This window comes from Niallia sp. RD1, assembly GCF_024219955.1.
In the GTDB taxonomy this organism is placed as follows: Bacteria; Bacillota; Bacilli; order Bacillales; family Cytobacillaceae; genus Niallia; species Niallia alba.
In genome coordinates, this window is sequence record NZ_CP100420.1 from 1287129 (window position 1) to 1308668 (window position 21540).

At 33.9% G+C, this 21540-nt stretch carries 20 protein-coding genes and 1 pseudogene; 5 read left to right on the top strand and 16 right to left on the bottom strand.

Going from position 1 to position 21540, the window contains the following annotated elements:
• Positions 1-270 precede the first annotated feature (270 nt).
• From NKG37_RS05965 to NKG37_RS06010, 10 genes are all read right to left on the bottom strand, one after another.
• Positions 271-510: a hypothetical protein gene (locus NKG37_RS05965; RefSeq protein ID WP_254416377.1), complete on the bottom strand. Its 240-nt coding sequence runs from the start codon at positions 508-510 to the stop codon at positions 271-273.
• Between the two features lie 62 nt (positions 511-572).
• A complete protein-coding gene (locus NKG37_RS05970; protein WP_254415964.1) occupies positions 573-1055 on the bottom strand; it encodes a hypothetical protein in 483 nt (160 codons plus the stop codon).
• Positions 1056-1279: 224 nt separating this feature from the next.
• A complete protein-coding gene (locus tag NKG37_RS05975; protein WP_254415965.1) occupies positions 1280-1456 on the bottom strand; it encodes a hypothetical protein in 177 nt (58 codons plus the stop codon).
• A 27-nt stretch (positions 1457-1483) separates the two neighbouring features.
• Complete coding sequence (locus NKG37_RS05980) at positions 1484-2338, bottom strand: recombinase family protein (protein ID WP_254415966.1); 855 nt, start codon at positions 2336-2338, stop codon at positions 1484-1486.
• Positions 2339-2513: 175 nt separating this feature from the next.
• Positions 2514-2708, bottom strand: coding sequence for a hypothetical protein (locus NKG37_RS05985; RefSeq protein WP_254415967.1), 195 nt, complete (start codon positions 2706-2708; stop codon positions 2514-2516).
• Positions 2709-2992: 284 nt separating this feature from the next.
• Positions 2993-3253, bottom strand: coding sequence for a hypothetical protein (locus tag NKG37_RS05990; RefSeq protein ID WP_016201524.1), 261 nt, complete (start codon positions 3251-3253; stop codon positions 2993-2995).
• A 9-nt stretch (positions 3254-3262) separates the two neighbouring features.
• Entirely contained in the window at positions 3263-4879 is a 1617-nt protein-coding gene (locus NKG37_RS05995; RefSeq protein WP_254415968.1) for a hypothetical protein, read from the bottom strand.
• Between the two features lie 21 nt (positions 4880-4900).
• The gene (locus NKG37_RS06000) at positions 4901-5197 is read right to left on the bottom strand and encodes a hypothetical protein (RefSeq protein WP_254415969.1); all 297 of its coding nucleotides are present in this window, start codon (positions 5195-5197) and stop codon (positions 4901-4903) included.
• Between the two features lie 76 nt (positions 5198-5273).
• Complete coding sequence (locus tag NKG37_RS06005; protein ID WP_016201521.1) at positions 5274-5525, bottom strand: hypothetical protein; 252 nt, start codon at positions 5523-5525, stop codon at positions 5274-5276.
• Positions 5526-5539: 14 nt separating this feature from the next.
• A complete protein-coding gene (locus NKG37_RS06010; protein WP_016201520.1) occupies positions 5540-5836 on the bottom strand; it encodes a hypothetical protein in 297 nt (98 codons plus the stop codon).
• Between the two features lie 126 nt (positions 5837-5962).
• Between NKG37_RS06010 and NKG37_RS06015 the strand changes: the two genes are divergently transcribed.
• Positions 5963-6331: a helix-turn-helix domain-containing protein gene (locus NKG37_RS06015; protein ID WP_019154249.1), complete on the top strand. Its 369-nt coding sequence runs from the start codon at positions 5963-5965 to the stop codon at positions 6329-6331.
• 382 nt (positions 6332-6713) lie between these two features.
• Here NKG37_RS06015 and NKG37_RS06020 read toward each other — a convergent pair whose 3' ends face one another.
• Both NKG37_RS06020 and NKG37_RS06025 read right to left on the bottom strand, forming a co-directional pair.
• A complete protein-coding gene (locus tag NKG37_RS06020; RefSeq protein ID WP_254415970.1) occupies positions 6714-8642 on the bottom strand; it encodes a hypothetical protein in 1929 nt (642 codons plus the stop codon).
• Positions 8643-8827: 185 nt separating this feature from the next.
• Positions 8828-10075: an ISL3 family transposase gene (locus NKG37_RS06025; RefSeq protein ID WP_254415550.1), complete on the bottom strand. Its 1248-nt coding sequence runs from the start codon at positions 10073-10075 to the stop codon at positions 8828-8830.
• A gap of 224 nt (positions 10076-10299) precedes the next feature.
• On the opposite strand from NKG37_RS06025, the pseudogene NKG37_RS06030 reads away from it, so the two are divergent.
• From NKG37_RS06030 to NKG37_RS06045, 4 genes and pseudogenes are all read left to right on the top strand, one after another.
• Positions 10300-11861 (top strand): annotated as a pseudogene (locus NKG37_RS06030) (IS3 family transposase).
• A 416-nt stretch (positions 11862-12277) separates the two neighbouring features.
• On the top strand, positions 12278-12835 hold the full coding sequence (locus NKG37_RS06035) for a hypothetical protein (RefSeq protein WP_254415971.1): 558 nt from the start codon (positions 12278-12280) through the stop codon (positions 12833-12835).
• Between the two features lie 744 nt (positions 12836-13579).
• Entirely contained in the window at positions 13580-14149 is a 570-nt protein-coding gene (locus NKG37_RS06040; protein WP_254415972.1) for a hypothetical protein, read from the top strand.
• 43 nt (positions 14150-14192) lie between these two features.
• Complete coding sequence (locus tag NKG37_RS06045; RefSeq protein WP_254415973.1) at positions 14193-15758, top strand: replication-relaxation family protein; 1566 nt, start codon at positions 14193-14195, stop codon at positions 15756-15758.
• 428 nt (positions 15759-16186) lie between these two features.
• On the opposite strand, the gene qatD is transcribed toward NKG37_RS06045, so the two are convergent.
• Genes qatD through NKG37_RS06065 form a run of 4 tightly spaced genes read right to left on the bottom strand, consistent with a single transcriptional unit; the run spans position 16187 to position 20954 of the window.
• Positions 16187-16960, bottom strand: a complete 774-nt coding sequence (qatD, locus tag NKG37_RS06050) for a Qat anti-phage system TatD family nuclease QatD (RefSeq protein ID WP_254415974.1) — start codon at positions 16958-16960, stop codon at positions 16187-16189.
• Positions 16920-18272: a Qat anti-phage system QueC-like protein QatC gene (gene qatC, locus NKG37_RS06055; RefSeq protein WP_254415975.1), complete on the bottom strand. Its 1353-nt coding sequence runs from the start codon at positions 18270-18272 to the stop codon at positions 16920-16922. Before qatC ends, qatD begins: the two co-directional genes overlap by 41 nt.
• Positions 18273-18274: 2 nt before the next feature.
• A complete protein-coding gene (locus tag NKG37_RS06060) occupies positions 18275-19003 on the bottom strand; it encodes a hypothetical protein (RefSeq protein ID WP_254415976.1) in 729 nt (242 codons plus the stop codon).
• A gap of 1 nt (position 19004) precedes the next feature.
• Entirely contained in the window at positions 19005-20954 is a 1950-nt protein-coding gene (locus NKG37_RS06065; protein ID WP_254415977.1) for a KAP family P-loop NTPase fold protein, read from the bottom strand.
• Positions 20955-21540: the final 586 nt, after the last annotated feature.

Sequence of the window (21540 nt, forward strand, 5' to 3'; positions counted from 1 at the left end):
GTTTTCGTCTACTACGTAATACATGAGTTACTTCACAATCTAGCTCGTTTATGGAAGACGGGTCTTATTGAAAACTATCTCACTGCATTAAATAGTTATTTAATGCAGTGAGTCTATTTCTCTAGATATTTCTGGATTAATTAGTTTATGAAAACATACAATTAATTCTTTATGTAAGAGGTAAAGAAAGGCGACAGATTCAGTTCATATCTCTCAACTGTAGCTTCACTACGATTTTTGGGGAGCTATCTCCCCCCTAGCTAAACTCTATTACAATTTGGTATATTCCCCTCTCTCCATGAACCAGTTATTACTCCTTTTAACAGCCCACCAGATAGATTTTTGTATTGCCGTCTTATAATAAGACTGCACCACCTCGTTGTAGAAAGAGGACGATTCAAACAGCTTTACCAATTCCTTATTTGTAAAAACTCTACCCTTTTCAACTCTCTTTTCGAAATCAAGTATAAAATTCAACGTTTCTTCATTAAGGTTATACTTTTCAACCATCACCAATGGAATTTCTCCTTTTCAAATTAATAACAGTATCCGAAGAGATAACTTGTTGCTGCTTAACACGGTATTCTATATTTACTAAGCAATTGGAAGAATACTCGGATGCTCAAACGTGCCAATGGTACAGTCAAAGGCAACATAATAAAAGCATAAATGGTTCCCCAAACTAAGACACCCTCTACATTAACGCCAGTAAAACCACCCGCTGTATAAGTTCTAAGGCTTCCTCCCCTGACAAGATACTCACCAAATAAAGCCCCAATAGTTCCACTATAGAGGGTTATAAACAATGCCGATATTAGACTCAATAACCAAATTTTTTTGTTTGATACATATTCTCGTTTTGCAAAGTAAGCTCCTAATATTGAAAAGGTTAATACAAAGGGAATAAACGTTGCGTAGTATAACCATCTCTCTCCAAATAAAGATGTAAAGCCGCCTGCTATTCCTTGTGCAACTACCATAAATATAAATGAAATACAGAACGATAAAATTAAACCGAAAATAATTCCAATAATAATTCCCTTTGTAATTTTCATTACGATGGTTCCCCCCTTAATATATGAAATTGATTTTCAACCTAATTTTTTATAAATATCCCTTTTTATTTTAACAGAAATATCCAATTGATTTTACAATTTTTCTTGTAGAATCATACACACAAGTAAAATTAATTATCCACCAATAAAATGGTGAAAATAGGGATATTCCTAATGAACCTAAAAAAACCGTCTGCAATTTAGACGGTTTTTAATTCATTTCATTATTGGTATCCATTCTGAAGAATTTCCGTAGCTATTCTAATTCGCCTGTATTCTTCTAAGAAGCATTTCAACTCTTTTAACAATTTTTCTTCAAATTGTTGTAGCATCCTTTTATCATTTACTCTTACATAGCCAAATCCTTTTTTCGATACAATGTCATTCGTGTATTTTCTCAAGCTTATAACACCTCTCAAAAATTTTTATTAATTGCAGATGACTACTTCAACACCGTTTGTACGAAGAAAGTCTAATACTTTAGCTAAATCCTCATTTTTTCTGCTAATACGGTTATAATCCTTTATTACCATCTTTCCAATCATTCCAGCTTCAATGTCTTTTTTCATTTTCTGAAACGAACCTCTTTTAAAAGGATCAGATGTACCTGAGCATGAATCGTCAATATAAAATTTATCAATATTATTAAGTCTACTCTTTAGTATTTGAGCGCTTGGTTGGTAATCTTCTTTACTTCCAAAATTTGTTCTATGGTAAAATACGATTTTCTTATTGCTAGTCATTTTATTTTCCTCCAGTTTAATCTTTTTATCTGTCTTCATTGATAAAATCCTTTGAACTCTGTTGAAAAGTTCTGGTGCCACAATTGATGGCACACTTATTTTTTTCCATTCACTTTGAGGATTTTTAATGATTTGAGATTTGCCGTCACCTAAATACCAAGTTATTGTCTTGTTAAAATAAAGTTCTCCAATATAAATAGGAGATTTTGCTATTAATCTGATATTACTTGGAGTCCAAGGCCTATTCTTATAAGAATATCCATGACTATTAAGCATGTTAGAAACACTCTTATAAGATTTCTCCGCAGCTAAATATTGAAATACTTTTTCTACAACTTTAGCTTCTTGTACATCGATTTGTAGTTTTCCATATGAGGAACGGTAACCAAAAGGTACTCTGCTAATAATAACCTGCCCTTGTTCTCTTGCTCTTTTTAATCCTAATGCTATCCTCGCAGTTTTATACTTTCTTTCTTCTTCTAAAAAGTACTGATATAAGTTTTCATTGTTTCCTTGCTCTAAACTGTCCCTTTTTGACATATAAATCACTCTCTTTTCTATATTTTTGCTTAAATACGACAAAAAACCCCAACGAATAAACCTACGAATTAATTAATATCGTAAATTTATTTGTTGGGGTTTTCCCTTGTTCGTTTATTAAGTTGTAAAAATAATAACACCTAAATTAGCATTTTGCAATAGCTAATTTATAGTTTTATTGAATTTTATAAATTAGGGTTTTAATCGCTCTTCCTCTATTTCTAAGAGGAACAATTTTCTTAAATCGTATTCCTTTCTCCCTTAAAACATCTTCAAGATAAAATTGAGCATCACAATCGGTTAATGGTACTTTAACTTCGCCTTTCTTGATTATCTCTTCTATCAGGCTATCATATAAAGAAACTGACATTGAAATTCACCTACAACCTACTCCGTAATAACATATCATTTATTTTTAGGGTCTGTTTAACGATGCGGTTGATAATTCTTTGCTTATTTGCAAATAGAATTCATTAATAATGAATTCTATCAAATCTATATCATCATCTGATAAAATAAACTTCTATTGATTACTTTCATTGAAATCCTTCTTAGCCAACCCAATTGCTATGATGAAAATTTTATCATAGCTAGATCTATGCTCAATTTATCTTTATTCATCTATTTAACACTTCTAAAGTAAAAAAATAGCGCTTAGAACCTCTTAAAAAAAGTCTCACAGTTCTTAGGGATGACAAAAGCGGTGAATTCCTTACCCATTCCTTCATTCGGTTGATGCTTAATTGCCTGTATCAAAGATGAATTAGTAAAGCCAAGGGGCAATGCAAATTCACCAGTATATTCAGCAAGTTGCTGATTTATATATTTCCCCTTACTTCTTCCGCAGCTGCAGCTTTTTTCTGACAGATCCAGATTAAATATATCATTACATTCAAGGCACATTAGAAGCTTCATTTGCATCCCTCAATCTTTATTAGTGTTCTTTTCCTTATCAATCATTTCTTGAATGTGGGTTATTACTTTGGGATCTTTTCTATACTCTGTTATTTTTTCAGTGATTAGCTTGTTTTCAAACATGCCTCTTAACAGCCTATAGTTATTAGCTTTCATTTTAAGATTATAAGAGTCATCGAGTATTAGCTTTGCAAGTAACGTCATAATAAACTCTTCTTCCCGAATTCCTTCAATCCATAGCCAAGCATCATCTGTAAGAAACATCCGAAACTTTTCAGTAAGCATCTTTCCGAGTATTAGCTTCATCGATCCAATATCATACCCATACAACCGTTCTTTAATTTCAGGATTTTTGGTTAAAAATTTTTCAATGCTATATGCTACTGTTTTTAAATGAAAGTCCTGCTCCTCGGAAAGCAAAACTGAATGATTATTAAAATAAAGAAAAGCATCTTCATTATCCAAAAAACTACCTTCGCTTTCCTTCTCATTATTTAGAGCCAACATAGGAGCAATACTTCTATAAAATTCCTGAAGTTCTTCTTCTATCCTACTATTACCTTGTTGCAATAAAAGGTTCGCTTTATTATCCCATTCTGGATAACAAGTGGTGAAGTTCTCCGCAACCTCATTTAAAGGTATATAGGTTTTAATTTCTCGGCCCGGAAATTTGATATCCATTACCATCATTCCAAATGTTCTTTCAACAATGGCTGGATGACCTTCAATTTTGCGAAATGCCTTCAAAAAATCATAGTTTTGTGGAGGGATACTTACCCAAGTAAGAGTAATTGCCCTTAACATTTCTTCAGGTATATACTTGGGGCCATCTTCTTCCTTGCAAGCCATAGAAAACAAACTATTAACGTCCCTAACTAGATTCAGATAATAGACCAAGAGCTTAACAGCTCCAATTTGTGTTGGAGAAGAGTGCTTAACTAATTTTTCCTTAATCCACTTGTGGAAGGTTTCTTTATCAGAGTACGTATAAACTAGCTCTAAGATTTTTTCCTGATCTGCAATAGTCCATTTTTCAATCAATTCTATTTTTTCGCTTTCATTTTTAGGAGAAAATCGGTTAAGCAACTGCCGTGGATCAACGCGTAACGGTAACTTTATTGGGGTTGAGAGATGAGTGTCTGCCCATTGTTTTGCTTTTACACACTGCAGATGATCTATATCTCCACTTACACTAGCAAACTTGGGGAAACGGCTCTCAATTAGCATAGCTATGGCTAATATGTAAAGATGGTATGGATATCCTTGAGTCTTAGCATTAAAAACAACAACTGAGCTTTCGTATCCCTTTAAAATATCTGTTTCATTATTAAAAGCTGGCACAGCCTCCCTATACATTTTAATATCAGAGTAAAGCCTGAAAGTTTCTGCAAATTTCTTACTGCCTAAGTTCCCACATGTTCTCCAAAATCGAGAAGGCTCTTCATGTTCTTCGGATTTAACATATACAGGGATTTGAATATCAAATAACTTTTTTTCTCCTAACTCTGCAAAATCATAAACTTGCAGTAATTTCACTGTTTCTTTATAAACATTTATCCAATCTTGTTGTGAAATCTGATGAGGAAGAATAGACAGACGAACATAAGTACCCAGACAAAACCACACCCCTCTTTTTGAAGAATTCTGTTACTCAATTCTATAAGTTTCTCTATTGGCTTTGTTATATACTCGTTGTACATCTTTCTTGGATTGTTCTACATATGACTTAATCATGGAATAATCGTACGGGTTAGCATCTTCAACTTTCTCCAATGTTGCTCCTACACTTCCAGCCAAATATCCAGCTGCCCCCAGTATCGTTCGCAGTTCGTGTGTCACTCCTGAAGTTAATGCTTCATGAGCATTATTTTTCATAATGTTTTCATCTGCATCATCAACAATTGTTGCTAAATCTATTACCAGCTTTCCTGAATATACCTGCATCTCAGATGCCTCCCTCTTATAACTATTTATTAGTCCTCCCTAGCGCTCACCTTTAATAGCGAATATACTGCTTTTTTCAGCTGTTATTTTCCTTCTCTATTCTCTTACCCGCCTTTATAAGTGACAGGTGAAAAATATCCTTTTTGTCGCAATCTTCACTACTATTAAAGTCAAAAAAAAAGTTTTCAGTTACAACCTCGTACTTTGCAAGGACGGTTATTATATCCATTAAAAGTTCATCATAAATATCGGTACGAGGATCCTGATATATTTCTGTAATTCTATATAAGTCCACTTGAATAAATCCTAAATGTTTAGAATATGCCAAAGATGAGCCTCCCATTAAAACATTTTCTGCGGATTTACTAAGGTGTTTATTGCAAACACGAGTGCATCATTAAAAGCAGTGCGATATGCTAATTTCGTTTGGATATGTACCTGCTCAAAAATGTTAGCTCTAATATCATCAATGAATTCATCTTTTTTGGTTTCATCCTCGAACTTTTCAAATTGTGCAAGCTTTTCATCTAGATCCTTATGAAGCAATTCCGAGTACATAACATACTCTTCACTTGTAATAATTTGTTCGAGTCTTTCTTCAATTAACTTGTTTACTACCTTTTGAAATCCATCGATCATTATTGTCACCCTCTTTTATTCTTAATAAGAATATATTTATATTTAGAATATAACATGGTTTATATTGATTGTAAAATGCAATAACGATACGATTACTAATAATGACGATTTTCAGAGGGTTGAAATATGAGTGATTTAATAATTGGAAGACTAATAAAGGAACTTAGAAAGAAAAATAATATGACAATGGTTGACTTCGCTAAAAAAATTAAAATATCCCAGCCGTCCCTATCTAAGATTGAATCGGGAAGACAGGAAGTATCATTTTCCTTGTTAGAATCTATATGTCATGAATTTGACATTACAAGAAGTCAATTTTTTCAAATGATTGAAAAGGATAGTATATATCACCAAACTTCTTCGGATATAAATTTTGAAGAAGCTGTCGATGCGGACAAAGAAATTGAACATAAAATCGGGGAATTAGTTTCAAAGATGACATTTGAACAAAAAAAAGCATTGTTCATTTTTTTATTTTCCAGTATCAAAGAATGAGAATGAAATACATAAAAAAAAGCAGTCCGACTCTTTTATGAATTGGACTGCTTAACTTTTTGCTCAATTATTTTTACAGTTCTATTTATGTTCCGAAGAGGTTCCGAATAATATATCCCATTCGGAACATTATTCCTTAATTGTTTTTCCTTTTATATAAAGGTTTTTAATGAGTAAATCAGTAATATGTTCCGAAATACTGATTTTTTTACTATTTTTGAAAGAAAGTATAACCTACAGGGTGTAATTTATATACCAACGCTCTCTCAAAAGTAATGGAACGTTGGAACAATATGTTGTTAAACCTTGATATTACTGAATTTTAGAAGTTCCATCTTATCTGTTAATTTCGGAACGTCATTTGGAACTTTCTCTACAGATTTCATTTATAGAAGTAAATCATTGTATCGGGCAACTCAGGATGAACAATGCCATCCTTAATTGATTCAGGATTACTCGGATCAGATAATTGTATTAACCACGCCCTAGGATTACTAGTACCAATTCTGTGTTTAACACTCCTAATAAAAAATGAATACGTTTGTAAGTCTTTAACTACCTTGTTACTTGATGGGTAGAATGGGACTCTTTCTGACATCCTATAAGCTTCATAGGTATTAGATGGAGCCAAGTATAAATAGGTGGAACCATCTTCTATTACACACTTATAATCACTATTATTCTGTAATTGACCTTTCTTAGCCAGTAAACCAATCTTGCGCAGAAAATCCATAGCAGGATGGTCTTCGATTGTCAGTTGTTGCGTTTCTTTCATCTCCTGATATACAAATTGATAAATTTCAATTCTATCTTCTGGATTAGAAAAAAATATTTCATCCTCTAAAAAGTCATTTAATTGGGCAAAGGCTGCAAAAGCTGAAGCAAGAAACATAGCATAATGCGACCGAATTCGAATGTGAATATTACTCCATCCCCTACTACTAAAATAATCAAGGATTTCATGATAAAGTCGTAAAAAGTTATGCTTCCATCTATACGATGTTCTCATTAAATACTGTCCTACCCAATATGGTACTTCTTTAAGAGCTTTGACCTTTCTAATAGCCTCTTCATTAAAACTAATCTTTGAAGCATCAAATAAAACTGATCTTTGAATTATTGATGGCACGCTAGTCAATACTTCCCCACTTAACATTAAAGTCGCCTTTACGGGAAATCGAATTATAGTAGATTCATCTTTATGCCCTCTAATGAAATCCTGCCTCATATAAACATTATTTTTAAGTGAATCTGAACAGGTTTTAATAAAATCCATCCCCTTGCTACTGTCATTTTTATTTTCAGCTTCGTCTACGACAAAAGGCATAGAGGATTTTCGACTCATACCCTTTCTTAAACTATCCAACGATGGCGGAGTATTCAACGATACATTAATACCTGCCATTTTTGTATACTCTTTAATGGCTGTACTCTTACCTTGACCGTGTTTTCCGTATAGGTATAAAAACGGGAAATAATCCGTTTCCTTTACAATGGTATCGACATTCATTGTTCCAGCAATATAACCGAAAGCAAGATATGAATATTGGCCATAGAGTAATTTAAGGCATTTAAAGTATGTGACTAAATCCTCCTTAGTGGGAGCTTTATCAATATGTGGATGTATTCTATATTCGTCGTCTTTATCAATATCCACTTTAAAATACTTACCGTTCACTGCAATAATTCCATCTTCATCTGCAAAAATTACCTTATCACGACAAAACGCATGTGATGGAAAAATCCACATATCCTCCTTTTCATTCCGCCCCATATATGATATAAACTCAAGTTCTTTCATAGGGCTTTTTAAAATCATGTTTATCAGACTATCTAAGTTTGTTTGTTTACCAAACCAATTAAATCTTCCGTTATTCATGCAATGTTTTTTAAAAGCTGTATGAATTGCTAAAGTCTCACCATCAAATTCGACCACTTTTGTCTGACTGTCAGAGATTAGTTTTAAAATATAAATCTGTTTGCCACCTTGTCTTTTGGTCGTATAGAGCGGAACAACAATAAAGTTAGAGATTGGATTTTCTTTATACGTATTTTCCCCTGTCTTTACTCGAACATAATAATACTTTTTTTCTTTATTGATTCGAAGACAATCACTATTGAGAAAAGATCCTCCTGTTGGATACAAATCAGACTGAAGTTTTCTATTGTTTTGCTGAATATTTTCATTCTCATTACGAGCCGAAGAATCTTCAATTCCTACCATCACATCATTGTATAAACCTATACTTCTTCCTACTTTGGACTTTTTGCGACTTTTAGTTTCCATTGCAACTTTGTTTTTTTGACTCATATTTTTCCTCCATAATAAAAACCCCAAACAAGTAAAGATGCTCATAAGGCCACTCTTAACCAAGTTTGGGGTTTTCCCTTTTTTTATTTATTTTTTTAGCAAGAAATTCATTAGACTAACTTATATAGGGGACCTCCTTCTTTTTGATAATTTAATTTCGGCTCTTTATCAAAACATGTTCTTGACTAAGAGCCGTAGCCGTATTGAATCCATTCTTCATTGCACTCCAATAAAATGTGTTGCTTATAGCACTCCGGATTGCGAGTGAAATAGTGACGACGCTGCAGAGCCTTGATTTTATTATTTTTTCCTTCAACCGATGCATTCGTAAAACGCAATTGATGATAATTACAGATTTCTTCTTGCCAATTGTGCATCGTTTTTAAACAGATTTCTACAATCGGATGGTCAATTGCTTTTCCTTGCGCCAGCCATCTTTCGTAACCTTTTTTGGCAAGGCTATACGATGGACTGCAGTCATACCAAGCAATGAAGGCTTCTTTCCATTCATACACTTGGCGAAGTAATTTCGCATAACCAAGCAGTCGTTTTAAAATCACCATTTCGTCTCTTGTGATCTGGTCATGACGTTTACCAAGAATATGGAAGTGTTGTTTTAAATCGGCTTTCGCACAGGGAGAAAGGCTCTTTTGAACCTGTTTTCGCATAGTTTGTAAGGTATCCGTTACGTAACGATTGACGTGAAAACGATCGGCAATTCGAATGGCATTTGGATACATTTCTTTTACGAATGTATGATAGCCTTGCGCTAAATCCATGACGACAGCGACGGGATTAAGCGTCTGCCAAATCGGCTGCGCTTGATAATAATCCTGTAATTCTGCAATCGTACGACCTGGGATGACATCTAAAAACGTGCCACCACGTAAATCGTGTAAGCCGGTGTTATATCGATGTCCTTTACGAATCGCAAAGTCATCGATACCCAGTACAAGACCCGTACTCACTTTAGCCTGTTGTGCGCATCGTCTTTGAACGCGAACCGACTCCACTGCCATCCATTGACGTACAACACGGTGAACCGTTGTTGGTGGTGTTTCAGAGAGGCGCGCCGCATGGGCAATCGTCGCTCCTATCGCTTGTTTCGGTAACGTGGCTTCAAATGCCTTTGTATAGCGCTTTTTTGGCGCAACACAGTCGTAATGCCACACAAAATGGGCATGACAATCTTTGCATGTTAAACGGATAGCGGGCAGCAGTAAATACACCCGTTTCCCAAACGCAGGGAGGTGACGTACTTTTCGTTGATAAGCCGTGCCACGACGAATCGTTTGCGTTGATGCACATACTGGACAAGGCTGTGTGGCATCAATCGGTGTCACTTCAATGAGCACTTGATCTTTTACTTTTTGAATAGCACATACATTTAACTCTGGTAAATCGAGTAAAACCTTGATAGAATGGGAATGCATCTGTATACCTCGTTCTGTTGTTTGGTCGTACTTTCAACATTAACGGATACAGATGTTTTTTTGTACTCTTTTTTAAGCAAGAACAGATTTTGGCGTAGAGCCTTAATTTCAAGCTAAAATCTTAAAATATTATAATTATTGTTTTTGATATTCCCCCTCTGTTAGGATAGATGTCGTAGGGAACTTTAGTGTATAGTTTAAATCATACACGGAGGTTGATCGACATGAAAAGTAATAATGGTAAACGTTATACAAAGGAAGAGAAAGCATCAATTATTAAGAGAATGATGCCCCCCACTAATGAATCGGTTGGCCAATTAAGTGAAGAGTTGGGCATTACTGAACCCACGCTTTACAAGTGGAGAAAAGAGGCTAGATCATCTGGAAACCCCACACCCGGAGATGGACAAAGTTCTGAACACTGGAGCAGTGAAGATAAGTTTCTCATAGTTATGGAAACATACTCAATGAATGGTGCGGAGCTAGCGGAGTATTGTCGAAAAAAGGGACTTTATAAAGAACAGATTGACGCATGGCGAGATTCATGCCTTAATGCAAATGGGCGAGAATCTAGTCAAACAAAGCAGTTAAATCAAGAATTAAAAGAGGAGAAAAAGCGAGGAAAGGCATTAGAGAAAGATTTGCGTAAAAAAGAAAAAGCATTGGCAGAAGCTGCAGCCTTATTACTATTAAGAAAAAAGGCCCAAGCGATCTGGGGGGACCAAGAGGACGAATGATCAGCCCGTCAGATCGCGCACTAGCAGTAGAACTCATCCAAGAAGCAAACCAAAATGGTGCGCGATTAGCCCCGGCGTGTAAAGAATTGAACATTAGCGTTCGCACCTATGAACGCTGGATTTCAGAAGGTGGAATCAAGGAGGATCAACGCCCTATTGCGTTACGTCCAGAGCCAAAAAATAAATTAACGATAGAGGAAAAACAAGAGATACTGGAGGTTGTTAAAAAAGAGGAATTTGTAGACCTACCGCCTACTCAAATCGTGCCAAAATTAGCAGATCAATGCATTTATATCGCCTCCGAATCTAGCTTTTATAGAGTTCTTCGTGAGCATAAAATGCAAAATCATCGGGGAAGAAGCAAAAAGCCCGAGGGTAGATTACCAGAAAGTCATTTAGCAGTAGCCCCAAACCAGGTATGGACATGGGATATAACGTGGTTAAAAGGGCCGGTGAAAGGCTTGTTTTATCGACTCTACTTAATTATCGATATTTTTAGTAGAAAAATCGTAGGTTGGGAGATTTGGGAGTCAGAGGAGGCAAAACACGCTGAAGATTTAATGAAGAAGACGATTATTAGTGAAAAAATCCAAGGTAAACCACTCGTTTTACATTCCGATAATGGCAGTCCCATGAAAGCCGCAACATTTCAGGTATTACTTGAAAAATTAGGGATCCAAAGCTCTTATTCAAGACCAAGAGTAAGTAATGACAATCCCTATTCTGAAGCAATGTTTCGGACTCTGAAATATCGACCTGAATTCCCGTACAGAGGCTTTGAAACACTTGAGGCTGCACGTGAATGGGCATTAAGATTTGTGAATTGGTATAACTGTATACATTTACACAGTGGTATAAATTTTGTGACGCCAGAACAATGCCACACAGGTGCGCATATTGGGATACTGAAAAAGCGCAAAGAAGTTTATGAACTAGCGAAACAAAAGCATCCAGAACGTTGGACGCGCTCAACTAGAGACTGGAGTGCACATGATTCAGTGGCTTTAAACCCAATAAAGGACAAGATAGAAAAGGATGGAACAAAATAGCCCCACTGCGACTGAGCTTGAACTACCCATTCCCTTCTCATCAAAGAACAGAATGAATTCTGTTCTTTGATGAGAAGGCCACCAAGCAAAGCGCGGTAGTTACCCTTACGTTCTTACACTAGTAAACAAGTTAAATGCGACAACTATCTTGACAAACACCGTATTCGAACCCCTTATCAAAAAAATTTTAAGTTCTATGTAAATTTCATTAAAGTCTACTTTAACTTAAATGAAACTTAGCAAAAACTTAATCAGTTTCATTAGAAAAAACTAACATCTATTTGTTTTAACTTCATTAAAAGGAAACACCAATAAAAATTCAAGATTAAGTAAATAATTTTTATTTTTCTATTCGAATTGGAAAAAGTTCAAGCTAAAATGTTTTTACCTTTAATTGAAAGGAGGGAATAATTAAAATGGAGATCGAGATAGACATCGACAAAGCAACTTTACAAGATATCATTTCATTAATTGAAGGTGGAACTACAGAACAAGAAATCTGTAACTCGAAAGGCTACAAAGCTGCTTCTACTGTTTCTAATAGATTAAAAGCCGTTGGCGCCACCTGTGATATTAACGGCGAATGGAACTTCACCAAAATTGATCCAAGAATCCTTACTAAGCAATTTTGGACAATATCTTATTCAAAAGATAGATCAAAAACCACCTTTGATAATTTAGATTTGAATGAACAGGAAATAACCACCCTAAAGAAAATTGCGGAAGAATATATAAAAGGGAATTATGAAAGGAAGACTGAGACGCTAAAATACGAATTGTTTGGAAAACTTCTGTTTGAACATGCCGCTTATAGGAATACAGATTCCTTAACAAAACAGCTGAACGTTCCAGTCCAAGAGCATGTAATGCAGCGACTAGACGACTTTGCTAACACTAGTGGACTTGAGAAGAAATTCATTGTTAACAAAGCAATTGAGACATTTTTAGATTTATATGATGGCAATTTCCAATAATAAACTTATAGTGCAAAGAGGCATATAAAAGTTAAATCAAGCATGCTTTTCAAGCAACAAAAAGGATAACTATGCACGTTGAAGTATATCCGTTAAAGGGGTCCGTTCAACGAGTATACTATCTCTTTCTCTAATACCAGTAATATCAATGGTTTATGTGCCATATGGACAATCCTTTTAAATGCCGACTATATAGAAAAAGAAAGACCTTTTTGATATAAATTAAACCTACACAAATTAATCGCATCCAATAACCTTTACTAGATTGTTACTAGGATGCTCCTAATTTATAATCGGGAAATATAGTCAGGATATAATTTAAGGGAGGACAGATCATGGACTTCAACAAAATAATACTATACGCTAACAATCCTAGGTATCTGTTTTACTGTGGCTCTGACATATACAATTGTTGTTAACATTTTCGTTGGCCTCCCTGTTCAGCCTGTTGCTGTTGCTATGCTTGCAATTGGATATGTTGTCATGATAAAAAGAAATACACTATTTCAAGAACTTTGGGATAGGTGGTTCTCCGGCAGAAGAAAGTAAAACACTTTTTAACTTCCTTTAAGTGACATGTCATTTTAATTAAACCATTCATAAAATCGTTGTTACGTGTAATTTATATAAATTTAAAATGGAATAAGGGAAAGCCCCATTGCTGAGTTTAAACAAACGTACTATTGCGTTTAAACGTCATTATGGGGCTTTTATTTTTGCTTAAAATATATTGGAGGAATCTATGTGATATTAAATAAAAAGGATTATGATGCGCTTTACGAAGAGCTAATGCTAATTAATGAAGAGAATTATCAAGGAAAATTTTATGTAACAAATGTTAAGGATCTAGAAGAGCAAGCGTTGCAATTTTTAATAGATGAAAATTACATTGATGAGAAGGACAAAGATATTGATGAGAACCTTTCCTTGAAAATATCTTGGAAAGGGGAAGGCATTTACTGTTTTTCTGGGCTTGGATTCATTCATGAATATTCACTTAAAAATGTTATCGATCTTTTCGAGACTGAAACTGAGGTAAGCCACAAAATATTTTTAGGTGACCATATTGAAATTGAGAAGGCAAAGAGTAAATTCACAAATGTATATGTCGAATGGAATATAGATATCTTCAGTCAAACCTTCTCTATCAAAGAAATTATTGAAGATAAAAAAGCCATCAATAATTCAAGATCCCTTAGCAATAAAGAAAACAGTCAACAAAAAAATTGCGAATTTGAAAGCATAAAGGAAATGGATAATAACACCTTTTATGAGTTTTTAAAGCAGTACAACAAACACTTGCTAACTTCATAGAGAACGAATAAATCTTTTGTAAGGAAAAAAGGAGAATAGAAATTTGAAAGTATATTATTATTTATCTAAATCGAAAAAACGGCGTATTCAATTAGAAAGCATAGATATATACGCACTTCTTTTCTTGAACGAACAGGGCATATTATCACAACCTCAGTTTTATGAATTTTACTCTCTCTTAAAACATATAAGCGATGCTGCTTTCCGCAGAAAAATGAGCCGTTGGGACAATGCTAACATTGTAGAAAAAAGTAAAGAAAAAATGCAAAATGGATATGAAATGGCAATTATCAACTTAACACCTGCAGGCCAAACAATACTCAAAAAACTCGGCTACTTGGGTATGCAAGAAAAACTGAAATATCAAGCAAAAAGCAACTTAGATCATACCCTCGCTATTAAACAATCTGTTATAGAAGTTTTAAAATGCGTTAGTCAAAAAGAGCCTTTTTATATTGCTGATGGAGGAAAATATGTAATTCCGTTCAGAGAAGATAAGGATGAAGAGTTAGAAGAACCTATCATTATCTATAAGAAGCAAAACTTCGGTAATGATTTTATTCCTCCCTTAAAATCGTTATCACAGTACAAGGCCCCATTCATCGACAGACACAAAGAATTAGATGTGCTGCAATCTTTTGTCCCACAGGAATTCACGCTTATTGATAAGCAACTTGGTGATAAGACTGGATTAATACCAGATTGGATATTCAAAATTAGGGACACATACCTCTACATCGAAGTGGATAGTGGAAATGAAAAAATTAAAACTAAACGTGATCATACCAATACTATAATTGAAAAGCATGATGTTAGATCTATCGAAGGAAAACTGTACCGCTATGAAGATTGGGCTAGGAACGATAGAGAGCATAACCACAAAGTCATCTTTGCTTTAATGGATGATAGTGATGTGGTAATAACCAAGAACATCCATAGCAACAAAGACATTCGTATTGCCAACTTAAAACATGAAATTGCTCATATGAACGACTACAAAGACTGGAAAATTGAGGTTTATGTTACCGGTATAAAAAGATTTTACACAGTTGTTGAAGCATTATATCTAGAACTGATCAATAACATAAAATCATATTCCTATGAAGTTTACAAAAAAACATTTATCACTTTAATTAAGGCAGGGTTGAAACCGAATTGGAAAAATTTGAAGTTTATGGTTGTCGATAAACACTTTTATCCAACTCTTGGCATATCGACAAACAATCTAACCTTCATTCCGGATTTTTTGTTTAGATACTATCAGGATACAGAAGATAAATACGAACAATACTTTATTCCTCTATTTATTAGAGAAGGAAACGTAAAAGACATGGAGAGGTTGGCATATTATGCAGTTCCTACAGCCAATGGTCGGTTCAAATACAATGCAAAGATCTTGGCATTGTATAAAAGAAAAGAAGAACTTTTTAATGATGTCATTCGGAAAACAAAGAAAGTAAACACCGATAAGATAACGAGAGAAATAGTTGATAATAACGGAATGGATATAGACAATATAGTATTCGCTGCTATAGATGAAATATCCAACGGTAAACTCCTTCTTTTCAATGCTAATAAGAAGCAAATCGATAAAAGCCAGTTATTCTAGTCTTATGAATAACTGGCTTTTGTATATACTTCCTCCTAAAAAGTTCTCCATTTTGGTGTACTCTCTTGCCTTATAAAACTCACTGGCTGCTAGAAGTTGAACCGGTTTTTATCCATAAAGTACTCTTTTTCGTGCATTTCTTTGTAAAAAGTTCTCCATTTCGGTGTACTCTCTTACCTTATAAACATCCGGCTGATAGCATTTATAATAGGTTTTTTCCCTAAGATCTCTCTTATCAGCGCATTTTATCTTAAAAAGTTCTCCATTTTGGTGTACTCTCTTTACCTTGTGCATTTCGTTAAAAGGTTTTATTGCTAACAGACAATTTATGTAACTGAATAAAATAAGAGTGCGATAATATCTATTTTCGCACTCTTTTTGACAAAGGTATATAGAGTTCCCTAACAAGTTAAAATTACATTTTTTTATTATTTTTCCGTTCTTGTAATTGGTTTCAATAATTCATTAAAATTTGAGTATATTTTATTTTGTACCTCTTCAAAACTCAATTTCCAACTTTCTGCCAAATATGCTATGACATTTCTTACATGTTTAGGTAAAATTGTATCACCATTAACTTTTGCAAATGGACCATCTGTTTCAGTTAATATCCTATCTCTAGGAATTTTATTAATGATTTTAATACCATTCACATTAGTTGTCATAGATGGATTTATTGAAAAATAATGTCCCGACTTAACTATTTCACCAATGAGATTTAATGGCCCTGTATACCAATGAAAAACACATGGTTGCATGTTATATTTCATTAACATTTCTAAAACAGCTTGTTCAGCTTTTCTTGAGTGAATCGTTATAAACTTAGGTTTTGTATTTATTTTCCTAAGTATAGATTCAAATACTTCAATCTGTAAGTTTTGATTATATTGCCCTTTTTTTGTAAAATCTAAGCCAATTTCACCAATATAAGAGGTTTTATCCACATTTCTCTCGAATATTTTAAGTTCATATTCGTGATTTTGTATGTGTAATGGATGAAATCCTAAAGCAAGCCGTATGTTTCTATACCTTAAAATATGAGGGTAGCCGATTTCAAAATGACTAGGTAAATTCGTAACTGCTATTGTTTTTATTCCACTCTTTACTGTTTCCTCACATGTTTCATGGGGGTTTTTATATAAGTCGACGTGGCAATGGGTATCAACCATTAAACTCTTTCTGGAATAATCCTGATTTTTCATTGATTTTTTGATTTCCTTTATCTTTTAATAAAGTTTTTAATTCTTCCATAGCTCTATAAATCATTTCTGAATAAATAAAAAGTTCATCGAGTGCTACTCTCCCATTTGATATTAATATCTTAGAGATATCTTCCGATGTATATTTTTTTCTAAGAAAAGATAAAAATGCTCGCAGATCCTGTTCTGATTCACCATTAGAGTCAATGTCGACGCTTTCTGAACAGATATCAACACCATATACTTCATCATCTGCATTTATAGTATGTAAAGCTGCTCTTCTATAAATGCAAGGTACACACCTTCCACATCCTTTAGCATGACGATTTTGCCATGTTGCAGTATGTCCTCGTTTACCACAAGATACACTTAAAGGGATACACTCCTTTAGTAAACGTTGATTTAAACAATTCGCTACAGCTTCGCCTTTAGTACTGTAGCTCAACGGATTCGTAAGTTTATTTTCTATGTTTAGTTTAATCAAAATTTCTTGTATGCTGGATAAAAAGAAAGGATGCGCTGTCCTAGTACTACAAGAACCTCTTCTAGAAGGAGTTAGAGGTACATTAAGTGCAATTACTCCGTTTTCAGGTATCATTAATGAACCGGTTGCATCAACACTATTACTTACGAAGAGTCCTAGAGCAATAAATAATAGGGATCTACTTCTTAGGGAAGTTTCTTCCCCTCCGTGAAATTGTCCCACTCTAACTTGTACTAATTCTATCCTACCTTCGTATTCAGACTTCAATAAATCAAATAATAAGTCTTGATCTGTTTTGGGTTGAGTTATATGCCTGTCATAATGACCTACTAGAGCAAGACCTTTTCCTTGGTTTTCTTCTAACCAATTAATTACACCAATTAGTGAATCCAATCCCCCAGAAAATAAGCTTGTCTGTTTTGGAAAGGAATCGTCTAGTTCATTACTATTGTCATCAATAAAAACATTTTCGTTAAGTTCAATAAAATCAAATTTCCAATTATCACCTGTCAAAAAAGATACTGCATTTCCGATTTCTTCTTTAACTGAATTAAATAATTCAAAATTCACTAAAGGTATTTCAATACTTAGGTCTCTAGTCCAATTATCTCTGAACCTTTTTCGACTCACAGATTTATCAATTGAATAAACGATGGTGGAGAAAAAAAGAAAGTCTTTAATAGTAGAAGATACCGTTCTGTTAAATTTCACTAATTTAGTGAAATCAATGTCTAATTCTACGTTATTTCCTAACTCATCACTAATAATTTTGACATCCTTTATGCCATTCCTTTGAATCTCTCTTGAGGTTATTTGAATTTTATATTTCATTATTATCCCCCATAAATTGTTAATGTCCTATGTAAAATATCACTACAAATTCCATTAAGGTCTGCTGAACCCCAATCAGTTAAAGTTAGAGATTCTTCTGAATTCATTAGCTGTACTTCTGAGGTAATATACTCAAAGATACCTGAAAGGAAAGACTCTGCTTTTATATCTCCAACCCTTGTTACCAGCCTTTCATAAAAAACACGGCAAAATTGTTCATATAAATAGTAACTGAAAAACTTCATTAGAATACCCTCAATTTCAAACTCATCTATTTTTTGTTCCAGCATACTGTTCAATTCTTCGACATTTGTTGCATCATCAAATAATTCCTCCATCAACCTAGAAAGAGCATTCCTCGAATCAGCATCATCTAATGATGTTGCTGATTCGCTAAGAAAATCAGTTAGTGTAAGTGTTAATTCTAATACGTCCATTCCTTTATATGAATTTATGTGTAATCGATGTACAGCTTCTTCAAAACCGTATTGCTTCACATCGGAAAGGAATCTAGACAATTTACTGGCGGTTCTTTGAGCGGAATTACTGCTTACAATACCTTTTCCTTGACTAATATTTCTACTTCCACCATTAGAATTAATATATTTTCTAATTATTTCTCTTGATTGTTCTGAAGTGGGTTTACCATCACGAGCTAATCTTGTAATATCACTTTTTAAATCGCCCCACTGGGGAGTAGTGGGAGCATCATATCCAGTCGAAGTACCCATTTTATTTTTTCCTCCTTTCAGACGCTATTATAGCTTTACCTATACGAGTATCCGGCTTGTCTTTTAGAATGGTAATCAGTGATTCCAGTTCGGATTTTAATGTTGGTTTTGTATTCATCAATGTTAAGATTGCAATACCCTCACTTGTTGGAGCTAATTCGTGATTACATTCTTTAATTACTCTGCAATAAGTTGAGACACTTCCCTCGATGTCATTTTCAACTAGTAATCTTATACCCTTGTATAACGCAGATTGATCAGGATTACGGACTGCATTTGTTGCTATTATATCCAATAACGAGGCTCGTTCTTGCTCAGAAAATCCCTTTACTGCCTCTATAGCTTGATTTTGCTTAGCAGATATATCTGATATAAGATCCTTTAGTGCTATCCTTACAATTGGAGAAACCATGGATAGACCACTGAATGTCGAAGCTAATTTATCACGTGCTACCCAGAAATAATCCCGTAAATCAATATCCGAAAGATAAGGTTCCATTGATATCCATTTTCTCATAAATGAAGTCGACCAATTTGGATCTACTTTTTCTACTTCCTCTGATTTACTGTTAGTTTGACTTAAAGCTACTTCTAATACTTTTATTTGTTCAGGCAATCCTTCTTGTGTTGCTTGCCACTCAAATAATTGTCTAAACTCTCTTGGATGTGAGTACTCTAATACCATCAACTTTACCAATATATCGTCTTTTATTTCTTCTAAAGATGCGACCTCTGCCAGTTGTTTTCTAAGTGTATAAGCATTTAAGAATCTCTTAATTTGTCTTGGATTACCATTTAAACCTTCAGTAATTAATTGAGAAATCGAAGAACAGAAACCAAGACTATTAGATAGAGTTTCTGGTACTGTTGTACCCTGCTTTGTGAACACTTCGTTTACGGAAGAATAACCAAATGTAGCATATCTATTCTTCTGTCTCTGTTCATTGCAATGAGTATATACAGAATCAAACATTTCTGCTTCCGTGATGTCTCTGTTACAGAATAATAACGTCATGTAGGATTCAACTTCAGCTGGTGACAAACGAGGAACATAGTATGGAACCTGTATTAATTTCTCTAGATAATCATTAATTAATGTGTCAGAAGATAGTCTATTATTTTCTTTTTTGTCAAATTCAACAGAATTATATCGAACTTGTATAGCGTGTCGTACTATTCGCGGATCTGCACCAATGACAAATGATGTATTGGGAACATTTAAAAATAGTTTAATAGCTTCTAGATTATCAATAATTCTTTCAGGAGAACATCTATCTAAATCGTCAATTAATACCACTAAAGAATCAATATTACACTCTTCTAATAGCTCAGAAAATCGTTCTCTAAAAGTACGAACATCCATATGAATAGAGTCAGGTTGCCTCTCATTTATAAATTCATTTAGAGGTAATTCGGACTCTTTTTTTTCTTCTGATCCACCTTTTTCATCTTCACTTTGACCGGGCAATAATGATTTAGCTTTTGAAACTGCTGTCGGTATTAAGCTAGCACCACCAGTTAAGTAAGCAGCCAATGCAGGTAACCCAACTTCTTTGACACTAAATTTTGCAATTCTCATCCAATTAACTGATTGTATTAGATCACTTACTTTTTCACGCATTTTTACGGTCAGCTTTTTTTTCTCAGCAATTTGATTTAATACAGAAGTCAAAATTGCTGCCTTAGCATCGTCATAACCCTCAAATAACCATCCATTGAAATAGATACATAATATTTTTTCATATTTTTCTTTGTCTGCTTGTTCAGTGTAACTATTAGGGTCTAAATCATGTTCAAGCATTTTCATAATGCTAGTCTTTCCACTACCCCAATCTCCAAACAAACCTATCGTAGTAGGTAGTAGATTTGGATCTGTCACAACAGATTTAATTAAATCAGAGTGAACCTTAAAGCCTAGAAAGTCAACTGCTGTTTCATTATCTGCCCACATTTTCCGACACCCTTTTTGTTATATTTATCCATATAATCTTATCAAAAATTAACCAATAAAGGTTTAAATTATAAATTCTTGTCACTTTTACTTAAAAATTATTACTTATTATCCCTTATTCGTAATCTTAACCCTTTTCTTTAACTCCAAAAGAAAAGTCATATAACATTATGTGTAATACAGTATTTATTAAAAAAGAGTGCGATAATGGTAATTTTCGCACTCAAACATAAATACTCTCTAATTTCCCTCAGTATTTCAAACCTTGTTGGTTTATATATCAGTATCCAGTTATTGAACTCCAATATTTTACTATTTTTATATTTATATTAATAATAATTCATTTGGTAAAACAGAAAAAGAAGGAATGAACCAAACGTTGTATTCGTTTTAATGTCTGGATCTGCTGCTGTAATTACCACAGGATTTCTTATAATATTTTGAAATTATGTGTTCATTCTGAGTACACCCTGAATAAACATAACAAAACACGATAAAATTAAGCTGTGAATTTATTATGATATTCAACTATGCAAGTAACAATTCACAACTTTATACTTGATTAAAGTAGAGTTAATTTATAGAA

Excerpts from the sequence above, each read along its gene's own strand:
- NKG37_RS05965 (WP_254416377.1), bottom strand. The coding sequence starts at position 510 with ATGGTTGAAAAGTATAACCTTAATGAAGAAACGTTGAATTTTATACTT.
- NKG37_RS05970 (WP_254415964.1), bottom strand. The coding sequence starts at position 1,055 with ATGAAAATTACAAAGGGAATTATTATTGGAATTATTTTCGGTTTAATT.
- NKG37_RS05980 (WP_254415966.1), bottom strand. The coding sequence starts at position 2,338 with ATGTCAAAAAGGGACAGTTTAGAGCAAGGAAACAATGAAAACTTATAT.
- NKG37_RS05985 (WP_254415967.1), bottom strand. The coding sequence starts at position 2,708 with ATGTCAGTTTCTTTATATGATAGCCTGATAGAAGAGATAATCAAGAAA.
- NKG37_RS05990 (WP_016201524.1), bottom strand. The coding sequence starts at position 3,253 with ATGAAGCTTCTAATGTGCCTTGAATGTAATGATATATTTAATCTGGAT.
- NKG37_RS06000 (WP_254415969.1), bottom strand. The coding sequence starts at position 5,197 with ATGCAGGTATATTCAGGAAAGCTGGTAATAGATTTAGCAACAATTGTT.
- NKG37_RS06010 (WP_016201520.1), bottom strand. The coding sequence starts at position 5,836 with ATGATCGATGGATTTCAAAAGGTAGTAAACAAGTTAATTGAAGAAAGA.
- NKG37_RS06015 (WP_019154249.1), top strand. The coding sequence starts at position 5,963 with ATGAGTGATTTAATAATTGGAAGACTAATAAAGGAACTTAGAAAGAAA.
- NKG37_RS06020 (WP_254415970.1), bottom strand. The coding sequence starts at position 8,642 with ATGAGTCAAAAAAACAAAGTTGCAATGGAAACTAAAAGTCGCAAAAAG.
- NKG37_RS06025 (WP_254415550.1), bottom strand. The coding sequence starts at position 10,075 with ATGCATTCCCATTCTATCAAGGTTTTACTCGATTTACCAGAGTTAAAT.
- NKG37_RS06035 (WP_254415971.1), top strand. The coding sequence starts at position 12,278 with ATGGAGATCGAGATAGACATCGACAAAGCAACTTTACAAGATATCATT.
- qatD (WP_254415974.1), bottom strand. The coding sequence starts at position 16,960 with ATGAAAAATCAGGATTATTCCAGAAAGAGTTTAATGGTTGATACCCAT.
- qatC (WP_254415975.1), bottom strand. The coding sequence starts at position 18,272 with ATGAAATATAAAATTCAAATAACCTCAAGAGAGATTCAAAGGAATGGC.
- NKG37_RS06060 (WP_254415976.1), bottom strand. The coding sequence starts at position 19,003 with ATGGGTACTTCGACTGGATATGATGCTCCCACTACTCCCCAGTGGGGC.
- NKG37_RS06065 (WP_254415977.1), bottom strand. The coding sequence starts at position 20,954 with ATGTGGGCAGATAATGAAACAGCAGTTGACTTTCTAGGCTTTAAGGTT.